This is a genomic window from Devosia sp. Z11_6 (genome assembly GCF_058133665.1).
The window spans coordinates 403,963-423,371 of the sequence record NZ_JBYUNQ010000003.1 but is presented as its reverse complement, the minus strand read 5'-3'; the positions used below and the strand labels follow the sequence as shown (position 1 = coordinate 423,371).

Here is a 19,409-nt window from a genome sequence, read left to right as displayed (position 1 = left end):
GCAATGTTCGAGACCCTTTCCAAGGCCCCTGGCGACAAGATTTTGGCGCTGATGGGCGAGTATGCCGCCGATCCGCGCACTGACAAGATCGACCTCGGCGTCGGCGTCTACAAGGACGAAACCGGCACCACCCCGATCATGTCGGCGGTGCGCAAAGCCGAAGAGCGCATTCTGGCGGCAGGCACCACCAAGACCTATCTCGGCATTGCCGGCAACAAGGGCTTTGGCGCCGCGGTGCTGGACCTGGCGCTGGGTGATGCGGTGGAACGCTCGCGCGTGCGCATCGCGCAGGCCCCTGGCGGCACCGGTTCGCTCTGGGTGCTGATGCAGCTGATCAACCGGGCCCGTCCGGGTGCCACGGTGTGGGTCTCGGACCCGACCTGGCCCAACCACAACCCCATCGCCGAAAATGCCGGGCTGACGGTCAAGAAGTACCCCTATTTCGATACGCAGACGCGCGGCGTGAAGTTCGATGCCATGCTGGCCACGCTTGATGGCCTGGGGCCGCAGGATATCGTGCTGCTGCATGGCTGCTGCCACAACCCGACCGGCGCCAACCTTTCCAACGAGCAGTGGGACGCGGTGGCCGCGAGCCTTGCCCGCACTGGCGCATTGCCCTTTATCGATCTCGCCTATCTCGGCTTTGGCGATGGCCTTGCTGAAGACGCCTATGGCACCCGCAAGGTGCTGGCAGCAGTGCCCGAGGCCCTCGTCGCATTTTCCGGCTCCAAGAACTTTGGCCTTTACCGCGAGCGCATCGGCGCGGCGATCCTTGTGGCCCGTGATGCCGCACACGCCGATATCGCCAATTCCCAGCTGCTCAACATCATCCGTGGCGCTTATTCCCAGCCGCCCGATCATGGCGCCGAGATCATCCGCACCATCCTCGAGGATGCGCAGCTGCGCGCGGAATGGGAAACCGAGCTCAATGAAATGCGCGCCCGCATGATCCGGCTGCGCGAGAAGCTGGCCGACGCCATCCGCCAGAAGAGCAATTCGGAAGACTTCGATTTCATCGCCCGCCACCGCGGCATGTTTTCGCTGCTCGGGCTCGATAATGCCACTGTCGAGCATGTAAAAGCGGCCCGGGGTGTCTATATGATAGGGGACAGCCGCATCAATGTCGCCGGCATCCCCGAGGACCGCGTTGGCGATCTCGCCCATGCCCTGCTTGCGGGAACGAAATAAAGCGGCGCCCGTCACCCTGACGCGCCGGCAACCCAGAATCTAGGAGGAAACGATGAAGTTTTTCGTCGATACCGCGGATATCAATGACATCCGTGAACTGCATGAAGCCGGCCTGGTTGACGGCGTGACCACCAATCCCTCGCTGATTGCCAAGTCCGGCCGCGACTTCAAGGAAGTGATCAAGGAAATCGCTGCGATCACCCCCGGCCCGGTTTCGGCTGAAGTGGCTTCGCTCGAATATGAGGGCATGGTTGCCGAAGGCGAGCACCTTGCCAAGATCGCGCAGAACATCGTGGTCAAGCTGCCGCTGACGCTCAATGGCCTCAAGGCCACCAAGCACTTCGCGGAAAAGGGCATCAAGACCAATGTGACCCTGTGCTTTTCGGCCAACCAGGCCCTGCTCGCAGCCAAGGCCGGCGCGACCTATATCTCGCCCTTCCTCGGGCGCCTCGATGACCTCAATCTCGATGGCGTCGAGCTGATCGAGAATATCCGCACGATCTATGACAACTACCAGTTCGACACCCAGATCCTGGCCGCTTCGATCCGTACGCCCAATCACGTGACCCAGGTCGCGCTGATCGGTGCCGATGTGGCGACGATCCCGCCCGCCGTGATCCGCAAGCTAGCCGATCACCCGCTGACCAAGTCGGGCATCGACAGCTTCCTCAAGGATTGGGCCGGCACCGGCCAGTCCATCCTCTAGTTGCGCTGGGCTCCGGTTGCTTCCGGGGCCCGCTTTTTGTCCTCTACGATACCGGCGGTCGGCTCATGGGTCGGCCGCAGCCATAGGGCAGGTGCGGCGCCTGCCTCATCCGTGAAAGCCTGACATGGCCGATACCGAACTTGCTGCCGCGGTGAAATCCGCCCTCGCTGCCGTCGAAATCCCCGGCGGCGATACGCTGGCGGGTTATGCCGGCCTTTCGGAAATCATCGTGACGCCCAGCGCCGTGGCTTTTGCCATTGCGGTGCAACCCGGCATGGAAGCGGCCTTCGGGCCGGTGCGCGAGGCGGCCCAGCGCGCCGCGCAGTCGGTGGCGCCGACGCGCAAGATCATGGTCTCGCTGACTTCTGACAAGGCACCCGCGACGGGGCAGGCCGCGGCACAGGGCCGGCCGGGTCCTGCACCGAAGCAGGCCGTGCCTGGCGTCAAGCGCATCATTGCCGTTGGTTCAGGCAAGGGCGGCGTGGGCAAATCGACCACCGCGGTCAACCTGGCGCTGGCGCTGCAGGCCGAAGGGTTGAGGGTGGGCATACTTGATGCCGATCTTTATGGCCCCTCCATCCCCAAGCTCCTGCACCTCGAGGGCAAGCCGGCGGTGCGCGAGGACGGGATTTTCTCGCCGCACGACGCGTTTGGGCTCAAGGCCATGTCGATCGGCTCCATGCTCAATCCGGGCCAGGCCGTGGTCTGGCGCGGTCCGATGGCCACTTCGGCCTTGCGGCAGTTGCTGCGTGAAACCGATTGGGGCGAACTCGATATCCTCGTGGTCGACCTGCCGCCCGGGACCGGCGACATCCACATCTCGCTGTTCCAGCAGGCGGAAGTGGATGGCGTGGTGATCGTGTCGACGCCCCAGGACCTGGCGCTGATCGACGCGCGCAAGGCCATCGACATGCTGCGGCGGCTTAGTGTGCCGTTGCTAGGGCTGGTCGAGAATATGAGCTATTTCATCGCCCCCGATACCGGCAACCGCTACGATATCTTCGGCTCGGGCGGGGCGGAACAGGCAGCGGCGGAGCTTGAGATGCCGTTCCTCGGCGCCGTGCCGCTGGTGATGTCGATCCGCGAAGCCTCCGACCGCGGGGCACCGCCGGTCGTGGCTGATCCCAATGGTCCGGAGGCCGAAGCCTTCCGCGCCATTGCGCGCAGGATTCTTGCCGCTACGCCGTCGCTGCGCCACTAAACTGAGCGCATCCTTGCCCTAGGTTGCGGCGCCGGGAACGAGTTGCCAGCTAGAACATTAAGCGAACACCGGAATGGAGTTCGACATGTCTACGACCAATCCCAAAGTTGCCGACGCCCCCAATTCCAATCTTCAGAAGGACCCTGATGACTGGACCACAGGGGACGACCCGATGACGGGCGCCCAGGCGTCCTATCTCAAGACGCTAAGCGAGCAGGCGAGCGATCCCGATGCCTTTGCCGAGGATCTGAGCAAGGCGGAGGCCTCCAAGCGCATCGACGTGTTGCGCGAAAAGCTCGGGCTTTAAGCGAGGAGCGCGCCGGCCCCAAGCTCGGGCAGGCGAGCGCCGACCAACTCCTGCGTCAGGCGGTGCTGGGGGTGCTCGAAGATCGCCTTCGGCTCGCCCTGTTCAACGATGCGACCGGCCTCCATCACCATGACCCGGTCCGCCATGGCGCGGACCATATCGAGGTCATGGCTGATCAGGAGATAAGTCAGCCCGAACTCGGCCTGCAACCGCGCAAGCAGGTTCAGCACTTCCCCGCGCACCGACACATCGAGGGCTGACACCGGTTCATCGAGCACCAGCAGCTTGGGCCGGGTGACGAGGGCGCGCGCGATGGCGAGGCGCTGGCGCTGTCCGCCCGAAAATTCATGCGGGTAGCGCTCGAGCATTTCAGGGGACAGGCCAACGGCAGTGATGGCTTCGTGCAGGCGTTCAGTGCGTTGCACGAGGCCAAGTTCAGGCCGCAGCCGCAACGGCTCACCAACGGATTGCCCGATGGTGAGATGCGGATTGAAGCTGCCGAAGGGATCCTGGAACACCAGCGAAATGTCAGCCCGCAACGCCTGGGGCAGGTCGCGGCCGTGATAAGGCTTGCCGCCAAGCCGCACTTCCCCGTCGCTGGCACTATCTAGGCCGGCAATGATGCGGGCGAGGCTGGTTTTGCCGCAGCCGGAAGGACCGACCAGAGCCAGGCATTCGCCGCTGCGAAGCGTGAAGGAAACCTCGTGCAGCGCCCGCAGCGGCTTGGCCGCCCATGGCCAAAGCCCATTGCCGCGGTAGTCGCGACTGACGGCTGCAACCTCCAGCAGGGTTTCACCGAGCGGGGCACGGTTGGGGCCGACCACGTCGAGGCGTGACGCAGCCACCAGGCGACGGGTGTAGTCTTGTTGCGGGGCGCCCAACACCGCCCCGGTGATTCCCTGTTCCACAACCACGCCGCGATGCATCACCATCACGCGCGAGCAAAGCGCCGCAACCGCCTTCAGATCATGGCTGATAAACAGCAAGGCCATGTGCCGTCGCTCGCAGATCTGGGCGATCAGTTCGAGCACGCGGCGCTGGGTGACGAGATCGAGCGCGGAAGTGGGCTCATCGGCAATCAGCAGATCGGGTTCGCTCGCGAGCGCCATGGCGATCATGGCGCGCTGCCGCTGTCCACCCGACAACTGATGCGGATACCGCCGGGCGTGCTCGGGGAGGAGGCCGACCTCGGCCAAAAGCTGGGGCACGGCAGTTGCCGCACTCGTGTTGGCCTCGTTTAGTTCAACAGCTTCCTCGATCTGGCGACCGATGCGCATCAAAGGGTTGAGCGCGGTCATCGGCTCCTGGAACACCATGCCGAAGCGTTTGCCGCGCAGTCGCGCCATCGGGCGTTCGGCGGTGGGCAAGGGGGCGCCATCGAGGTGGATGGTGCCTGTCGGTGTGGCGCCTATGGGCAGCAGGCCAGCTATCGCGAGGGCGGTCAGGGTTTTGCCAGATCCACTTTCTCCGATGATGCCAAAGCGTTCGCCCAGCTCCAGAGCAAAGCTGAGGTTCTTGACCACCTCGGTTTGGCCGAAGGCGATTGATAACCCCCGCACCTCAAGCAAGGGCATGCGCAGCTCCCTGGCGGCGCAGGCGCGGATCAAGCACGTCGCGCAGGCCATCGCCGGCGACATTGATGCACACAACGATCAACACAATGGAGAGCCCCGGCACCAGCGTCAGCCAAGGATGAATCAGGAAGAGGCTCTGGGCATCACGCAGCATCAAGCCAAGGCTGGTGGCCGGGGGCTGGATGCCAAGCCCGACATAGGACAGGCCTGCTTCCGCCAGGATGCCCAATGATAGCTGGATCGTGCCCTGAACGATCAAGAGGCTGAGAATATTGGGCAGCAAGTGTCGCCAAGCGATGGCAGCATTGCCAAGGCCAGCGAGGCGGCCAGCGGCGACGAAATCCAGCGTGGCAATGCTCAGGGCGCCGCCACGGGCGACGCGGGCGAACACCGGAATGTTGAAGATACCAACGGCAATGGTGGCATTGATGGCGCCCGGGCCAAACAGAGCGGTGATCAGAATTGCAGTGATGATGGCGGGAAAGGCAAACACCACATCGCTGAGACGCAGCACCAGCCATTCGACGGCGCCACCCCATGCGGCAGCAGCAAGGCCGAGCGGCACGCCAATGCTTGCGCCGATCAACACAGCCATCGCCGCCACGACAAAGCTGGTGAGCGTTCCCGCCATGACAAGCGAAGCCATGTCCCGGCCCAACTGGTCGGTGCCGAGCCAGTGGGCAGCCGTGGGACCAAGAAACCGGCGGCCGATATTGATCTCCGCGATGGAATAGGGCGTCCACCAGATCGAAACGAGGGCTAGCAGCGCAAACAGCAGCGTGCCGGCTGCGCCGAGGCGAAAGCTCCGGTTGGCAAAAAGGCGTTCGATCATGTCGCCACGCCTCGCTCGCGCAGGCGCGGGTCAACCAGGCCGTAGGCGAGGTCGACCAGCAACATGGTGAGGCTGACCGTCACCACCAGCACCATTACCGCGCCACGCACAAGGATCAGGTCACGCTCCGAGATGGCGGTGAAGATCAGGCGGCCCAGACCGGGCAGATAGAACACATTCTCGACGATAATAGCGCCGGCGATCAGGAACGCGAATTGCAGACCCAGAATGGTCAACACCGGGAGCATGGCATTGCGCACGCCATGGCGCCAAACGGCCTCGCCCAGCGTCATGCCCTTGGCACGCGCGGTGCGGATAAAATCCTGCTCCTGGATGTCCACCAGCGCCGTGCGCATCACCCGCGCCAGGATCGAGGCCTGGGGCAGCGCCAGCGCCAGGCTCGGCAGAACCAGCGAGCGCATGGCAGCAAAGGGGTTCTCGTTCCAGGGCGTAAAGCCACCGGGCGGCAGCCAGCGCAGGGCAACAGCAAAGACAAGGGTCAGCAACATGCCAAACCAGAAATTGGGGACGGCGACGCCCAACTGCGCCAGCACCATCAGCGCGGAATCGAGGGCCTTGCCACGGTGGCGGGCCGCAAGGATGCCGAGCGGCAGCCCGACCGCGACCGAAATGATCATCGCCGCGATGGTGAGGGGGAGGGTTACCGCGAGTCGCCCAGCAATCAGCGAGGCCACGGGAGCCTGCTGGGTGTAAGACTCCCCGAGATTGCCGTGCAGCATGCCCCAGAGCCAGGCGACGAAACGCTGCGTTGGCGGAGCCTCAAGGCCCATCTGTATACGCAGATTAGCCACGGCTTCAGGGCTGGCAGTGATGCCCAGGATGAAGCGGGCGGGATCGCCGGGCAGCAGGTCAAGCAGGAAGAAGATCGCCGTCGCCGCCAGCAGCAACGTCAGTGCAAACCCACCCAAGCGGCGCAGCAGAAAAACGATCATGCCGTGGGCGCCCCGGGCGGCTCAGTCCACCCAGTGAATGGAGCGGAGCACCACGCCCTCGATCGGCGAGTTTGGCCACATGCCTTCGAGCTTGGCGTTCCACACGCCGGTTTTTGCCAGCTCGAACAAGTAGCCATTGACCGCATCATTGGCGAGGATGGTCTGGGCCTCGATGGCGAGGGACTTGCGTTCCGCCTCGTTGGTGGTGGCATTGAGCGTCTCGATCAGCGCCTGGAATTGCGGATTGTCGTAGCCGAAATAGTAGTTGGGATCGGCATAGATGCCAATGTCGAAGGGCTCCACATGGGCGATGATGGAGAGATCAAAGTCCTTGTTGGTCAGCACATCTTCGAGCCACTGCGCCCATTCGAGGTTGATGAGTTCGAGCTTGATGCCGACCTCGGCAAACTGGCTGGCGAGGATCTGCCCGCTGACCTTGGCGTAGTTCACCGGGGGCAGCTTGAGCGTGGCGCTGAACCCATCGGGATAACCCGCCTCGGCAAGGAGCGCGCGCGCCTTTTCCGGGTCATAGGGATAGGTATTGGTCAGATCGACGTAATAGGGATTGTGCGGGGCGAAGTGGCTGCCGATCGCCACGCCATAGCCATAGGTCGCCCCTTCGATGATGGCGGCGCGGTCAATGGCATGCGCCATGGCCTGGCGCACTTTGAGCTCGTTGAACGGAGCCTTGGCATTGTTGGTGGAGAGGATGGCCTCGCCCTCGGTCGTGCCCACCAGCACCTTGAACTGCGGATTGCCCTCAAAGATCGGCAGCGCTTCGGCGGCGAAATTATTGGTGCCGTCGACGTCGCCCGCAAGGAGCGCATTGGTCATGGTGGCGGTGTCGCTGATAAACACGAAAGTTGCGCGGGTTATCGCCGGCAGCTCACCCCAATAGGGGCCATATTGCTCGAGCACGACGCGGCTGCCCTTGTCCCACTGCACAAAGCTAAAGGGGCCGGTGCCGATGGGGGCAGTGGCATTGTTCTCGGCGCTTTCGGGCGCAACGATGATGGCATCCCCACGCCCGAGATTGAACAGGAACATCCCGTCGGGGCGGCTGAGGGTAAAGGTGATGGTTTGGGGATCCTGGACCACAACGCTGGCGATGGGGGAGAACAGCGCCTTCTGAGCATTGATGCTCTCTGGCGCCAGCAGCCGGTCAAAGGTGTATTTGACGTCATCGGCATCAAAGCTGGTGCCGTCATGGAAGGTGACGTCAGGCTGGAGGATGAAGGTATAGGTCAGCCCGTCATCGCTGATCGTCCAGCTGCTGGCGAGGGAGGGCTGCACCGCGCCGGTCTGGTCGATCTGCGTCAGGCCCTCAAAGACGTTCTGATAGCCGATGTTGTCGATGGCTTCGGCAGCGCCTGCCGTAGGATCAAGGGTAGGTGGCTCTAGGGCGACGCCGATCCGGACCTGCGTCGAGGCAGCAAGCGCAAGGCTCGACCAGCTCATGCCAAGCATTGCCGCCATGCCCAGAATTTGTAGTCCCTTGCCCATGCTTTCGCTCCCCGTTGCGGCTCGGCCGCCTTGCATTCTTTTCTATAAGGCAGTGCGCCCGGCATGGCACCTAGGCAAAGGATGAAGATTTGCTGGTGTGACCCCAGCGCATGGCATGATCATCCACTGCCGGAGCGGTGCCGCGGCCCGCTTACTTCTCGCCGGCTTCGGCGATGGGCGCATCGACGAGATCAGAGGGAATGCGCAGGGTGAACAGCAGCCCGTGCTCGCCAGCTGGGTCCACGGCCAGTGAGAAGGCGTTGACCGACAGCAGCGAGCGGGTGAGGGCGAGCCCGACGCTCGAGCGCACCGGCGCCACGGCCTTGCCGTCCCGGCCCACGCCATCGCGGAACACCACGAAACGTTCAGCCATGTCGACTGCTGTGTTGGAGCTATCGCGCACATGGATGGCGATGCTGCCATCGTCCTCCCTATTGGAGGAGATGATGACGGCGCCGCCCGCCGGAGTTTGATCAATAGCGCTGGCGAGCAGGTTCAGCACCGCTTGGGCCAGCGATGCCCGATCGGCCGTGACCTTGGGCAGGGATTCGGAAATCGCGTTGCGCACGATCACCCGCGAGATGCCGGCCTGGTGGCGGATGCGCAGCACGCAGCTTTCGAGCAGTCCGGTCAGATCAATGCTGGCGCGTTGGGGCAGGTAGCGCCCGTCGCGCAGCCGGGTGAAATCATCGAGTTCATCCACCAGCGCGGCGATCTCGTTGCCGGCGGTGACGATATCCTGCGCATAAGTCTCGTGGCGCTCGGTGCCGAGCCGACCAAAGGCCTCCGAACGCAGCAGATCGGAAAAACCGATGATGGTGTTGAGTGGGCGGCGAATCCCACGGCTGATCCGAGCCAGCAGCGCTGGATCGATATCGCTGGGCGCTCCGAGGCGCGGCTGGCTGGTTTCGCGCTGGTGCACAAAGCCGAAATAACCGGTGACGACGCCCGCCTGGCCCTGCGCAAACAGCATCAATTCGGCACCCGCGGAGGCGGCGCGCAGCGACAGGCAGGGACGTGCGGATTCGGCAAAGCGCGCTGGCCGCTCGAGGAACGACTGTAGATCCGGGGTGTCGGCGCGGGCGACAAAGCTCGTCAGCGGCCGCCCCTGCAGCGACGCGCCTTCCTGGCCCAGCAGCGCGGCGGCGCGTGGGGACACGACGCTCAGCACGCCCGCGCGATTGGTTTCGAAGAACCCGTCCCCGCGCAAGCTGGCAAAGGTTTCCGCGAAGGCGCGCACCGCCGCTTCATGGCCGGTGCGCACTTCGGTGGCGCTCGCCGACAGCATGAGGGCCGGGCGACCCTGCCAGGAAATGGATTGCAAGCGTGCGGTCACCGGTACCAGCGTGCCATCACGCTGCACCAGATGGTTGACCGGCCCCGCTTCGTGACCTTCCGGTCCGGCCGCCGGGAACACCGAGGCCAGGCCGGCGGCGCGCAGGTTCTCCACCGAATCATAGCCCACCATTTCGGTGATGGCACGGTTGGCGAACAGCACTTGCTGATCACGGAACACGAGGATGCCGAGCGGCAGCCGGTTCAGCACCAGCGTTTCGCCACCCAGATTGATCAGTGCACCCGAACTGCTCGGTGGTTGGGCAACAGCGCGCTGCGCCTGACCCGAGGTTTCACCCATGCGGTCGTTCAGAATGCGCGAGAGTTCATCGAAGTTGTAGCGCGATACGCGTTCCACCGCCTCAGGATCGGGGGCGCCCGGCGGCAGGATTTCCGGGCCATCCTCAGTCGCGGCATCGAATTGGGGCTCGGGAGTGTCATCGCCGTCGAATTCGGCAAGCTCGTCCTCGGCGGTGGACGCTGGCAACTGCTCCTGCGCGTCGTCCTCGTCCTCATCCACTTCCACTTCCGGCTCGGGCTCATCGATAAAGGCGGCTGTTGGTTGCTCCATCGGCGCCGCCGATGGTTCGACCTCAATCGTCGCGGGGGTGTCCTGCTGATCTTCGGCCGCAGGAGCAGAAGCGGCAGCGACAAAGCCTGTGCCTGTCACCAGCCAGAGTTGCGGTGCAAGGTCGGTGACCACCAGATCGCTTTGCAGCGGATCATCCGAATCGGTGAGCGGCGAGAACAAATCGGCGTCTGCACTCAACCGGTCGACGAGCGCCGATAGCCGGGTGCCAACGCTTGGCGCTTCTTCGACAGGCGGCTCGGCGGCGTCTGATGGCGTTGCCTCTGGTTCGTTCTCGAACTCGGGAACCGCTTCCGAGGTCTTGGCGGCGCTGTCCTCGTCCTCGGCCTCATAGCGGCTCGGTGCGGCAGCATCGCTTTCAATCGACCGCCAGTTGTCGAGCTCGCGCTGATAGGCCGCATCATTGGCCTCGATCGCCGCGGCAATCGGGGCAAGCTCACCCATCTGGGGATCTGGTTCGACCGTTTCCTCGTCTTCATCAACCAATGCGACAGGCCGGAAGGGCGCCGTTTCCAGGACCACGCCGGGGGGCGGCAGCGGCAACCATGGCCGCGGTAGCAAGACGGGCCCTTGCGACTCAGCTGCGGGCAGTTGGGGCTCGTGAGCCTCTATCAGCGCAGCTTCCGGCTCGGGCGCCACAACTGAAAGCTCGAGCGACTCGGTGACCGGGTCTGGCGAGGTCTCGGAGTCTATCGTCGTCGGCGGAGCAGCCGGCTCACTCGTCACGGACATAGCCGAGGGTGCGGCCAGGGAATCAGCAGGGGCCAGCGAATCGGCAGGGGCCAGGGCGGGTGCCGGACCGGTCGCCAACAAGATCTCGGCGTCGATGGCGTCAACTGCCACGATCAGCATCGCTGCGCCCGCGCCGTCGAGCAGCGGCGTTGTGGCACAGGTCGCCGAGATCGGCTTTTCCCCAGCCAAGAACTGGATCCGCGCAAGACTGCTTCGACCGGTGGAGCCGAGTCGGATATTACGAGCTATCTGGCCCTTGATCGGTACTGGGGTGGGGCCGCGCTTGAGGCCGCTTTTCTTGAGCTTGGCGCCAAAGAGCGTTGCTGCCCGATTGTGCCAGATCAAGTGCAGCCCGTCGGCGGACCATAGCCAGGCCGGGCGGGGATCCTCGGCGTGTTGCAACACGCGGGCACCAGCTGGCGATGTGATCCAGTCGTCATCCATCGATAACCGCTACCCGTTGCATCTGTGCCATTTCGGTACAGTTCATTCTTGTTCGTTAAGTGTTCTTCAATATAGCGCCCCTCGCACCCGGTCCATAGCCGTGGGGCCGAGACCCCCCAACAAACTTGGGCATGGTTAAGAGGAGGGGTGCAGAGGGGAAAGCTGCAAAAGAGCGCTTGTCATCAGCGACAAGTCGACCTATGTATCGCGCGCTTTCGGGACTCGCTTGGCGATGTACCCGGACAGGCCCATTGCCGCCTTAGCTCAGTTGGTTAGAGCGCTAGATTGTGGATCTAGAGGTCCTCGGTTCGATCCCGAGAGGTGGTACCACTCCTTCACATCCCTGCTGCCGCATGTTGCGCCCGACAGATCAAGTCGGCGTCGAACTTGCCCGCTTCGGCGCCGGGATCCCAAACACCTTCCCATCGCCACCGAAGAGGACGGAAATCCCGCAGCAATGTCCCCATTTGTGTGCCCGAATCTTAACCATCGGTATCTTGCGATATATCATTGCGCCGCCTCATTGAGCGGCATAGCATTCCCATGATGCACGCACGGCCTCTGGCCTTCCGTCAGCGGCCTGGCGCGCCCTTTTGCTTTGTCCAAGTGCGCGATGTGGCCAAATGGGTATGCGGAACAAAACCTTCATCTCCGATCTTCTGCAGCAACACGACATTCAGGTGGGAGGGCAGCGACCCTTCGACGTCACCGTTTACGACGAAAAGCTGTTTGACCGGGTAATGCTGCAAGGCACGCTCGGCCTGGGCGAGGCTTATATGGAGGGGTGGTGGGACGCTGCGGCGCTCGATCAGTTCATCTACCGACTGCTGGTGAACAACGTCAAAGCCAAGCTGCCGATCGACTTTGCCCTCATGTGGAGCATGCTAAAGGGCCGCATCCTCAACCTGCAGCGCCTGAAGGTGCAAGAAGTGGGGGAGCGGCATTATGACATCGGCAACGATCTTTACGCTGCCATGCTCGATCCACGCATGATCTATTCCTGCGGCTACTGGAAGAACGCCACCACTCTTGCTGAGGCGCAGGAAGCTAAGCTCGACCTCATCTGCCGCAAGGCGGGGCTGGAGCCGGGTATGCGCATTCTCGATATCGGCTCGGGCTGGGGCGGGTTCCTGAAGTTCGCCGCCGAGCGCTACGGTGTTGAGGGTGTTGGGGTAACCATCTCCAAGGAGCAGGCGAGTTGGGCCAATAGCCACACCGATGGCTTGCCGGTCGAAACCCGGCTGATGGACTATATGGCGCTCGAGGGAAAGTTTGACCGCATCATCTCGATCGGCATGTTCGAGCATGTGGGCTACAAGAACTATCGCCCCTATATGGAAAAGGTGCGGCAGTTGCTCGCCGATGATGGCCTGTTCGTGCTGCACACTATCGGCGGCAATCTCACCCAGTCGCATGGCGATCCATGGAGCGAAAAGTACATCTTTCCCAATGGCATGCTGCCGTCGCAAAAACAGATCAGTGAAGCCAGCGAGGGCCTCTTCATCATGGAAGACTGGCACAATTTCGGGGCGGATTACGACCGGACCCTGCTGGCCTGGTGCGAAAACTTCGAGGCAGCCTGGCCCAGTCTCAAGGACAAGTATGGCGACCGCTTCTATCGGATGTGGCGCTATTACCTGTTGAGCTTCGCCGCCACATTCAGGGCGCGCTACACTCAACTCTGGCAGGTGGTTTATTCACCCAAGGGCGTGGTTGGCGGCTATTCCAGCGTCAGGTAGGCGGGGCAGGCTGGCCTCGCGAGTGAAACGACTTGAATTTTACTGGCTGGGCAAATTGTCCAGCTCGTTGATCCCGGCCAGCAGTTTGCGGATCGATTCGATCTGGATGGTGAGGTTCTTGATGCGGGTATTGGCGCGCTCGGCATTGCGTTCGAGCTCGGAGATGGACTGCTCGTCGGCGGCGGAGCGTTCACCGAACTCGCCCAGCTGTGACAAGGAAGTCGCCGCGACGGCGTAGTCGCGCTCGCGGCGCCGCGTCAGGCCATCGCGTTCATTGATCGCCGCTTGCAGTTCGCCTGCAACGGCGCGCCGCATCCGCTCGATGCGCGCACGGTCCTGCTCCTTGTCGCGCTCGGGCGAGCGGGTCTGGAACATGCTGAAAGGAACTTTCATGGGAGCGGATCGCCGAGGACATCTGGAGCCGAGGTGAGTCTAGCTGCGCGCAGGCCCATATAGCAAGGCGCAAAGGTCAGCGCGGCTCGGCTGGTGGCGCAGCACCCTGCCGGGGCAGCATGGTGCCGGGCAGGCTCAGCAACAATTGGGCATGGAAGCCCGCCGACCAGGCCAGTTGCATGATGGCGCCGGCGAGCGCCGCCGTGATGCCATGGAAAACGCCATGGTGGCTGGACCAGCGGCTGGCAAAAACCACAATCACCCCAGCCCAGGCCAACAGCGGCAGCGCCGCGAGCGGGGTGGCCGATGTGAATAGCGCCAGGCCAAGGGCGGGCAGCAGCAGAATGACCAGCCAGCGCCGCGCATTGGGCGGCTGGCGGTGCATCAGCGCCGTACGCGCCCGGCCACGACCGAAATTGAAGTATTGCCGCCAGAGACGATCAAGGGAATCGCGGGGGAAATACTCGATGGTGAGCGGCGCGAGATAAAGGCGCCGCCCTGTGGTGGTGAGGCGCAGATCGAGTTCGGCGTCTTCGTTGTGGCTCAAGATTTCGTTGTAGCCGCCAACGGCGAGGAAATCGTCCAGCAGGAACAAGGCATGATGCCCATGCTCCACCCATTTGCCGCCCGAGATGCTGCGATGCGCGGCGCCGCCAGTGCCATAGATCGAGTTCTGCGCTTCGGCGATGGCGATCTGCAGGGGCGCTTGCCCTACCGCCTTCATGCTCACCACCACCGAATTGGCCTGGGTCTGCCGTTGAATGGCAACGAGCTGGCTCACATAATCACGCGGATAGGCGGCGTGGGCATCGATGCGCACTAGAAAGCGGCAGTCGTGCCCGAAGAGGCGAGCGGCGAGGTTGACGCCGGCACTTTGCAGCCGCCGGGCATTGCGGACCAGGTGTACTTGCGGCGCGGCTTGAGCGATCTGCCGGACAATGGCCTCGGTGTCGTCCGTGCTGCCACCATCGGCCACCACAATGGTCATTGCCGCGGCGAGAGGGTCAGCAAGGAGGGAGGCAAGCACATCGGCGATGTGCAGGGCTTCGTTCAGCGTGGGAACAACAACGAGGATGCTTTCTCGCAACAATGTGGATCCACTGCCCAAATGATGCGCCTCGATCAGCCGTCGCTGCGCCTCCGGATGGGGTAAATGGAAGATTAACGGGCAACAAGAATCGCCCAATACGTACGGAGACCTCGCTAGGCCGGTGGATATCCGTGCTCATACGGAGGCTGCGCAGCGGATAACCTTGCGGCGCTGGCGACGGTCGGTCCTGAGGGCAGGGACAAGCCGACGCGCCCCCTGCCGGCAAGTCTCGTCTTGCCCCGGCGGGGCCTGCAGTAGTAGGACGGCGCGAACCAACACGCCGAGGATCACGTGAGCAGACGCGACTTTGATGCATCGATCATGCGCCGGCTGCGGCGGGTTGCCGGACGGCACGGGCTGACCATTCTGACGGCCGAAAAGCTCACCGCCAAAATGGGCAAGGGCGGCCATGCGCTACGCGACGACGAGAGCTTCAACGTGGTCTACGGGCACGACCCGCTGCCGTTCACCGCGACCCTGGCCGATATCGAGGCTTATCTCGACAAGCTCGATGCGGGCGAAGAGTAAGTCTGGCTGACCTTGCTGGCAACCGGCCTATGCGCCCTCATCGGCGAATTTGCATTATTTATTCTGTAACATGAATCGAAGCACACTCCCTTCATTGGCTACTTTGGAGGCGCGTATGTTCACTCTAATAAACGCCGACGCAGAGGACGACGACGCGGAAATCACCGACCCCCAGGAAATTGCCGAGCTGTTTGCCGCTATTGCAGCCGTGGCCATCGAGGCCATCGGGGCAGGGCAAGCCCGCCAGCTCTTTGATGCAGTTGTCGAACAGGAGGGCCGAGATCCCAACTAGTTCTCCCACTTTAAGCCCTTATCACTGACCACGCCGCGCGAGCGGGCGCTCAGGTAGCGATCGACGAATGGTTCTGCTAAGGCGGGACCATCGCCAATCAGGGACTTTGTGCGCCATGTCTGACGCAGGCCTGCTACGGGTCAAGCCCACCATCTTGCCAGTCGGTGACGCGGCAGTGCTGGTGCGCTTTGCCACGAGCTTAAGCGAAAGCGCCAACAATGCTGCGGTAGCGCTGGCGCGCCTGCTTGGGTGGCAGCCTGTTCCAGGGGTAGTCGAAATCACGCCCAATCTGGTGTCTGTGCTGGTGCGGTATGATCCCGCGCTCACCGACCCGGGGCAGCTGGCCGGTGAACTGCGGTTGCGGCTGGCCGGATTGGACAATGCAGCGGAGTCAGGGGAGCAGCACAAGATCAAGGTGCGCTTCGGCGGCGCGGCTGGCCCCGACCTGCCAGAGGTGGCGGCGCTGCTCGGCATGGAGGCGGACGCCTTTGTGCAAGCCCATAACCGGGCACCACTGCGGGTGCTGGCGACCGGTTTCGCGCCGGGCTTTGTGTATTGTGGTTTTCACGGCTCCGAACTGGTGCTGCCGCGGCGCACGGCAGTGCGGCGCGCCGTGCCCGCCGGTAGCGTGCTGTTTGCGGCCGGGCAGACCGCCATTGCGGCCACGGAAATCCCGACGGGCTGGCACGTGATTGGCCGCACCGAGTTTCGCAATTTCGATCCGACGGCATCAGTGCCAACGCGGCTTGTGCCGGGCGACGCCGTTCAGTTCGAGGCCCAAGCGTGAGCGCCACCATTACGATTCTCCGGGCGGGGCCGCTCACGACCATTCAGGATGCGGGGCGCCATGGCTTGCTGGCCAGCGGGATCAGTGCGTCGGGACCAATGGACACGACGGGGTTTGCGTCGGCAGCGGACATGTTGGGCGTTCAAGCGCTTGGGGGCATCGAGTTCACCATGGCGGGGCTCGAACTGGCCGTAACTGCTGGCTCCTGCCGCATCGGCTGTGCCGGCGGTGCTTTTACGGTGCGTCACAACGGCGAACCGGTGAATTGGCCGGGAACGGTGTTGCTGCAGGCCGGCGATCGAGTGGCGATCACGCCCGGTGGTGCGGGGAATTACGGCTATCTTCGCTTCGATGGAGACCTGCAACTGCCGGCAGTGCTGGGTAGCCTAGCTACCAACAGCCGGGCGCAATTGGGGGGATTGGCCGGGCGGCCGCTGCAGGCCGGTGATCGCTTGGAGCTTGGAGTGGGGGCCAGCGGAGCACCGAGACTGCAGCGGTCAACGCCAGTGCCCGCCGAGAGCGCCTTTCGTGTGGTCTGGGGCATCCATGCCGACCTGTTCTCGCCCCAAACACGGCAGGCCTTTGTTGGGGGGCGCTTCGAGGTCACCCGACAAATGGACCGAATGGGCGTGCGCTTGCGCGATGCCGAGAGGGTTTTTGCCGGTGCGGGCGCGCTATCGCTGGTGTCTGACGCGATTGTTCCGGGCGATATCCAGATCCTGGGCGATGGCACGCCGATCGTGCTGATGCGCGATCATCAGCCCACAGGCGGCTATCCCCGCATCGCGACGGTGATCTCGGCCGATCTGGATCGGTTCGCGCAACAGCGCCCCGGAACCACAATTGCATTCCAATCAGTCACTGTCGAACATGCCCATCGTTTGCTGCGCGGAGAAACGCCATGATCTCGATTGATCTCAATGCCGATCTTGGCGAAGGCATGGGCGGTGATGATGCGCTGCTCGCGATCGTCTCGAGTGCTTCTATCGCCTGTGGCGGCCATGCGGGGGATGCGACCACCATCCGCCATGTCCTGGAGCTGTGCAAGGCGCGGGGAATCAGGGCTGGGGCTCATCCCGGCTATGCTGATCCGGCGCGGTTTGGCCGCTTCCGGATGGATATTTCCGCTGAGGAACTGCTCGCACAGATCAGCACGCAGATGCAGCTGATCCGCTCCGTTGCCGAGGATGTGGGGGCTGAATTGGCCTATGTGAAACTGCATGGCGCCCTGGCCAACCAGACCGCGGAAGACCTTGAGCTTGCAACGCAGGTGTTCGGGGCGATCAAAGCAACGGACCCTCAACTGGCAGTGCTGGCGCTCGACAACAGCCAACAGGTGCGCGCCGCCGAGGAGCTTGGTTTGCCTCTGATTCGGGAAGCCTATGCGGACCGTGCCTATACGCCTGCAGGGATGCTGGTGTCGCGCTCGGAGACCGGAGCGGTGATCCATGAGCCGGACGCCGTAATCACGCGTTGCCTGCGGCTGGCCCTGGCCGGCGAGATCGTCGCCATTGATGGAACAGTGCTGACCTCGTCAGCGCGCTCGATCTGCCTGCATGGCGACACGCCCGGGGCGGTGGAACTGGGCAAGGCGGTGCGGCTGGCGCTGGAAGCCGCAGGGGTCACCATTGCCGCCCAGCTACCCGAACAACAGCCAGCCTAGGTCAGAAGTGGCCACTGTCGGGGATGTTGAGAATATGGCCGCAAGCCTTGCAGTGAACCGCATCGGGATCGTGCCGCTGCAGCCCGCATTGCGGGCAGGGGAAATGCACCTTGTTGGGGCGAAAGATCGCCTGCGCGAGGCGCACGAACAATGAGATACCGACGAACATGATGACGATGGAAACGAGCTTTCCCGTCGTGCCCGGCAGGGTAATATCGCCAAAGCCCGTGGTCGTGATCGTGGTGACGGTGAAATAAAGCGCGTCCACATAGCCGGCGATCCCGCCGCCCCGGCCGGCAAACACGGTATAAACAAAGCCGGTGACCACAAACAGGAACACCAGCAGGTTGATCACCGCCTGGATGGTTTCCTGATATTGGGCCAATCCCCGCTTGCGGAGCGGCCGCCAGAAGACGGTGCTGCGCGTCAAGGTCCACAGGCGCATGATGCGCAGGAACCCCAGATTGAAGAACCAGGTCGGCGCCAAGAGCGTCAGCAGGATGAAGATGTCGATAATCACCGGCAATTGGCGCAGCCAACGGGTAAAGTTGTTGGTGGCCAGCGCGCGGGCGATGATGTCCAGCCCCAGCAAGGCGGCGATGGAATAATCCAGCCACAGAAAGGCATCCTGATCGCGGATCAGGGGAGAGGCGATGAAAAAGCCGATAATCGCCAGGTCCACCACCAGCACAAGATACTGAAAGCGAACCGCCGCTGGGGACTGACCGTGATACAAGACGCGCAGCGTCGAGCGCAGGCGTGTAAAGCCGCTCCGCTTGGAGGCTCGGTCGGGCTGATCCATGTCATCGTGACCTATCAAGGGAGACGGGTGGCGGTTGCCATAGTGAGCTGGTCAGGAATAGCGTTGTTCACGCCACGGGTCGCCGTGGTTGTGATAGCCGCGCGTTTCCCAAAAGCCAGGCTGGTCTGTGGCCGCAAATTCGAGCCGGCGCAACCATTTGGCGCTTTTCCAGAAATAAAGATGGGGCACGACGAGGCGCATCGGGCCACCATGCTCGACGGTCAGCGGGGTGCCTTCCCAGCTATGGGCCAGAACCGCATCTTCCACCAGGAAATCGGCGACGGGCAGATTGGTGGTGTAGCCGTCATTACTGAACAGGTGAACGAACTGCGCCTCGGGCTGCAACCCGACCTGCGCCGCCAACTCCTGAGTGGAAACGCCTTGCCAGTGATTGTCGTAGCGTGACCAGGTGGTGACGCAATGGATGTCCGAAACCGGGTTCACCTGGGGCAGGGCCATGAAGCCGTTCCAATCCAGTGTGGTCAGCCGATCCACGAGACCGGTGACGTCAAGCTTCCAGTTAGTCAGATTGATGGGAGGCTCGATCCCCAGATCAAGCACCGGCCAGTTCTTGACCAGGTGCTGGCCTGGAGGCAAGCGGCTATCCTCGGGGCGGCTGGTGCGGCCCGTGATGAAGCGACCCTCGGCGGCCCATTTCGCCTTGGTGCGGGTCAGTTTGCTGTCTTGTGTCAGATCGTCTGCCATCGCGCACTCCGCTTCTGGGTAAGCGAACGCGCCGGGGTGCACCGAA

Annotated in this window: 19 protein-coding genes and 1 tRNA gene; 11 read left to right on the top strand and 9 right to left on the bottom strand. The window is 63.2% G+C overall.

The window, feature by feature from the left end:
* The first annotated feature begins 3 nt into the window (after positions 1–3).
* The 4 genes from AC3YMN_RS11530 (at position 4) to AC3YMN_RS11515 (ending at position 3,402) form a co-directional block, all read left to right on the top strand.
* Complete coding sequence (locus AC3YMN_RS11530) at positions 4–1,188, top strand: amino acid aminotransferase (protein ID WP_489890082.1); 1,185 nt, start codon at positions 4–6, stop codon at positions 1,186–1,188.
* Between the two features lie 52 nt (positions 1,189–1,240).
* A complete protein-coding gene (gene fsa, locus AC3YMN_RS11525; RefSeq protein ID WP_127752799.1) occupies positions 1,241–1,894 on the top strand; it encodes a fructose-6-phosphate aldolase in 654 nt (217 codons plus the stop codon).
* Between the two features lie 124 nt (positions 1,895–2,018).
* The gene (locus tag AC3YMN_RS11520) at positions 2,019–3,095 is read left to right on the top strand and encodes an Mrp/NBP35 family ATP-binding protein (protein ID WP_489890081.1); all 1,077 of its coding nucleotides are present in this window, start codon (positions 2,019–2,021) and stop codon (positions 3,093–3,095) included.
* Positions 3,096–3,180: 85 nt separating this feature from the next.
* The gene (locus AC3YMN_RS11515) at positions 3,181–3,402 is read left to right on the top strand and encodes a DUF3072 domain-containing protein (protein ID WP_489890080.1); all 222 of its coding nucleotides are present in this window, start codon (positions 3,181–3,183) and stop codon (positions 3,400–3,402) included.
* Here the strand turns inward: AC3YMN_RS11515 and AC3YMN_RS11510 are convergent.
* The 5 genes from AC3YMN_RS11510 to AC3YMN_RS11490 form a co-directional block, all read right to left on the bottom strand.
* Entirely contained in the window at positions 3,399–4,976 is a 1,578-nt protein-coding gene (locus AC3YMN_RS11510) for a dipeptide ABC transporter ATP-binding protein (protein ID WP_489890079.1), read from the bottom strand. The genes AC3YMN_RS11515 and AC3YMN_RS11510 overlap by 4 nt on opposite strands.
* A complete protein-coding gene (locus tag AC3YMN_RS11505; protein ID WP_489890078.1) occupies positions 4,963–5,808 on the bottom strand; it encodes an ABC transporter permease in 846 nt (281 codons plus the stop codon). Before AC3YMN_RS11505 ends, AC3YMN_RS11510 begins: the two co-directional genes overlap by 14 nt.
* On the bottom strand, positions 5,805–6,761 hold the full coding sequence (locus tag AC3YMN_RS11500) for an ABC transporter permease (RefSeq protein WP_489890077.1): 957 nt from the start codon (positions 6,759–6,761) through the stop codon (positions 5,805–5,807). Before AC3YMN_RS11500 ends, AC3YMN_RS11505 begins: the two co-directional genes overlap by 4 nt.
* Before the next feature lie 21 nt (positions 6,762–6,782).
* Positions 6,783–8,264, bottom strand: a complete 1,482-nt coding sequence (locus tag AC3YMN_RS11495; protein WP_489890076.1) for an ABC transporter substrate-binding protein — start codon at positions 8,262–8,264, stop codon at positions 6,783–6,785.
* Between the two features lie 151 nt (positions 8,265–8,415).
* Positions 8,416–11,364 carry a histidine kinase dimerization/phospho-acceptor domain-containing protein gene (locus AC3YMN_RS11490; RefSeq protein WP_489890075.1) on the bottom strand — a complete coding sequence of 983 codons (2,949 nt, stop codon included), beginning with the start codon at positions 11,362–11,364 and terminating at the stop codon, positions 8,416–8,418.
* A gap of 253 nt (positions 11,365–11,617) precedes the next feature.
* On the opposite strand from AC3YMN_RS11490, the gene AC3YMN_RS11485 reads away from it, so the two are divergent.
* Both AC3YMN_RS11485 and cfa read left to right on the top strand, forming a co-directional pair.
* Positions 11,618–11,694 (top strand) — tRNA-His (locus AC3YMN_RS11485).
* Between the two features lie 293 nt (positions 11,695–11,987).
* Entirely contained in the window at positions 11,988–13,103 is a 1,116-nt protein-coding gene (gene cfa / locus AC3YMN_RS11480; protein WP_489890074.1) for a cyclopropane fatty acyl phospholipid synthase, read from the top strand.
* Between the two features lie 39 nt (positions 13,104–13,142).
* Here the strand turns inward: cfa and AC3YMN_RS11475 are convergent, their stop codons facing one another.
* Complete coding sequence (locus AC3YMN_RS11475; protein WP_127752808.1) at positions 13,143–13,496, bottom strand: hypothetical protein; 354 nt, start codon at positions 13,494–13,496, stop codon at positions 13,143–13,145.
* Positions 13,497–13,572: 76 nt separating this feature from the next.
* Positions 13,573–14,586 (bottom strand): glycosyltransferase family 2 protein, encoded by a 1,014-nt coding sequence (locus AC3YMN_RS11470; protein WP_172123087.1) that lies wholly within the window; start codon positions 14,584–14,586, stop codon positions 13,573–13,575.
* A 291-nt stretch (positions 14,587–14,877) separates the two neighbouring features.
* Between AC3YMN_RS11470 and AC3YMN_RS11465 the strand changes: the two genes are divergently transcribed.
* The 5 genes from AC3YMN_RS11465 (at position 14,878) to AC3YMN_RS11445 (ending at position 17,856) form a co-directional block, all read left to right on the top strand.
* The gene (locus AC3YMN_RS11465) at positions 14,878–15,114 is read left to right on the top strand and encodes a hypothetical protein (RefSeq protein ID WP_127752810.1); all 237 of its coding nucleotides are present in this window, start codon (positions 14,878–14,880) and stop codon (positions 15,112–15,114) included.
* A 115-nt stretch (positions 15,115–15,229) separates the two neighbouring features.
* Positions 15,230–15,406: a hypothetical protein gene (locus AC3YMN_RS11460; protein ID WP_164854783.1), complete on the top strand. Its 177-nt coding sequence runs from the start codon at positions 15,230–15,232 to the stop codon at positions 15,404–15,406.
* Positions 15,407–15,521: 115 nt separating this feature from the next.
* A complete protein-coding gene (locus AC3YMN_RS11455) occupies positions 15,522–16,193 on the top strand; it encodes a 5-oxoprolinase subunit B family protein (protein ID WP_489890073.1) in 672 nt (223 codons plus the stop codon).
* The gene (locus tag AC3YMN_RS11450) at positions 16,190–17,098 is read left to right on the top strand and encodes a 5-oxoprolinase subunit C family protein (RefSeq protein WP_489890072.1); all 909 of its coding nucleotides are present in this window, start codon (positions 16,190–16,192) and stop codon (positions 17,096–17,098) included. Before AC3YMN_RS11455 ends, AC3YMN_RS11450 begins: the two co-directional genes overlap by 4 nt.
* Positions 17,095–17,856, top strand: coding sequence for a LamB/YcsF family protein (locus AC3YMN_RS11445; protein ID WP_489890071.1), 762 nt, complete (start codon positions 17,095–17,097; stop codon positions 17,854–17,856). Before AC3YMN_RS11450 ends, AC3YMN_RS11445 begins: the two co-directional genes overlap by 4 nt.
* 1 nt (position 17,857) lies before the next feature.
* On the opposite strand, the gene AC3YMN_RS11440 is transcribed toward AC3YMN_RS11445, so the two are convergent.
* Both AC3YMN_RS11440 and AC3YMN_RS11435 read right to left on the bottom strand, forming a co-directional pair.
* On the bottom strand, positions 17,858–18,658 hold the full coding sequence (locus AC3YMN_RS11440) for an ion channel (RefSeq protein ID WP_127752814.1): 801 nt from the start codon (positions 18,656–18,658) through the stop codon (positions 17,858–17,860).
* Positions 18,659–18,709: 51 nt separating this feature from the next.
* A complete protein-coding gene (locus AC3YMN_RS11435) occupies positions 18,710–19,363 on the bottom strand; it encodes a sulfite oxidase-like oxidoreductase (RefSeq protein ID WP_489890070.1) in 654 nt (217 codons plus the stop codon).
* Positions 19,364–19,409 lie beyond the last annotated feature (46 nt).

Coding starts and splice junctions, on each gene's coding strand:
- AC3YMN_RS11530 (WP_489890082.1), top strand. CDS start 4: ATGTTCGAGACCCTTTCCAAGGCCCCTGGCGACAAGATTTTGGCGCTG.
- fsa (WP_127752799.1), top strand. CDS start 1,241: ATGAAGTTTTTCGTCGATACCGCGGATATCAATGACATCCGTGAACTG.
- AC3YMN_RS11520 (WP_489890081.1), top strand. CDS start 2,019: ATGGCCGATACCGAACTTGCTGCCGCGGTGAAATCCGCCCTCGCTGCC.
- AC3YMN_RS11515 (WP_489890080.1), top strand. CDS start 3,181: ATGTCTACGACCAATCCCAAAGTTGCCGACGCCCCCAATTCCAATCTT.
- AC3YMN_RS11510 (WP_489890079.1), bottom strand. CDS start 4,976: ATGCCCTTGCTTGAGGTGCGGGGGTTATCAATCGCCTTCGGCCAAACC.
- AC3YMN_RS11505 (WP_489890078.1), bottom strand. CDS start 5,808: ATGATCGAACGCCTTTTTGCCAACCGGAGCTTTCGCCTCGGCGCAGCC.
- AC3YMN_RS11500 (WP_489890077.1), bottom strand. CDS start 6,761: ATGATCGTTTTTCTGCTGCGCCGCTTGGGTGGGTTTGCACTGACGTTG.
- AC3YMN_RS11495 (WP_489890076.1), bottom strand. CDS start 8,264: ATGGGCAAGGGACTACAAATTCTGGGCATGGCGGCAATGCTTGGCATG.
- AC3YMN_RS11490 (WP_489890075.1), bottom strand. CDS start 11,364: ATGGATGACGACTGGATCACATCGCCAGCTGGTGCCCGCGTGTTGCAA.
- cfa (WP_489890074.1), top strand. CDS start 11,988: ATGGGTATGCGGAACAAAACCTTCATCTCCGATCTTCTGCAGCAACAC.
- AC3YMN_RS11475 (WP_127752808.1), bottom strand. CDS start 13,496: ATGAAAGTTCCTTTCAGCATGTTCCAGACCCGCTCGCCCGAGCGCGAC.
- AC3YMN_RS11460 (WP_164854783.1), top strand. CDS start 15,230: ATGTTCACTCTAATAAACGCCGACGCAGAGGACGACGACGCGGAAATC.
- AC3YMN_RS11455 (WP_489890073.1), top strand. CDS start 15,522: ATGTCTGACGCAGGCCTGCTACGGGTCAAGCCCACCATCTTGCCAGTC.
- AC3YMN_RS11445 (WP_489890071.1), top strand. CDS start 17,095: ATGATCTCGATTGATCTCAATGCCGATCTTGGCGAAGGCATGGGCGGT.
- AC3YMN_RS11440 (WP_127752814.1), bottom strand. CDS start 18,658: ATGGATCAGCCCGACCGAGCCTCCAAGCGGAGCGGCTTTACACGCCTG.
- AC3YMN_RS11435 (WP_489890070.1), bottom strand. CDS start 19,363: ATGGCAGACGATCTGACACAAGACAGCAAACTGACCCGCACCAAGGCG.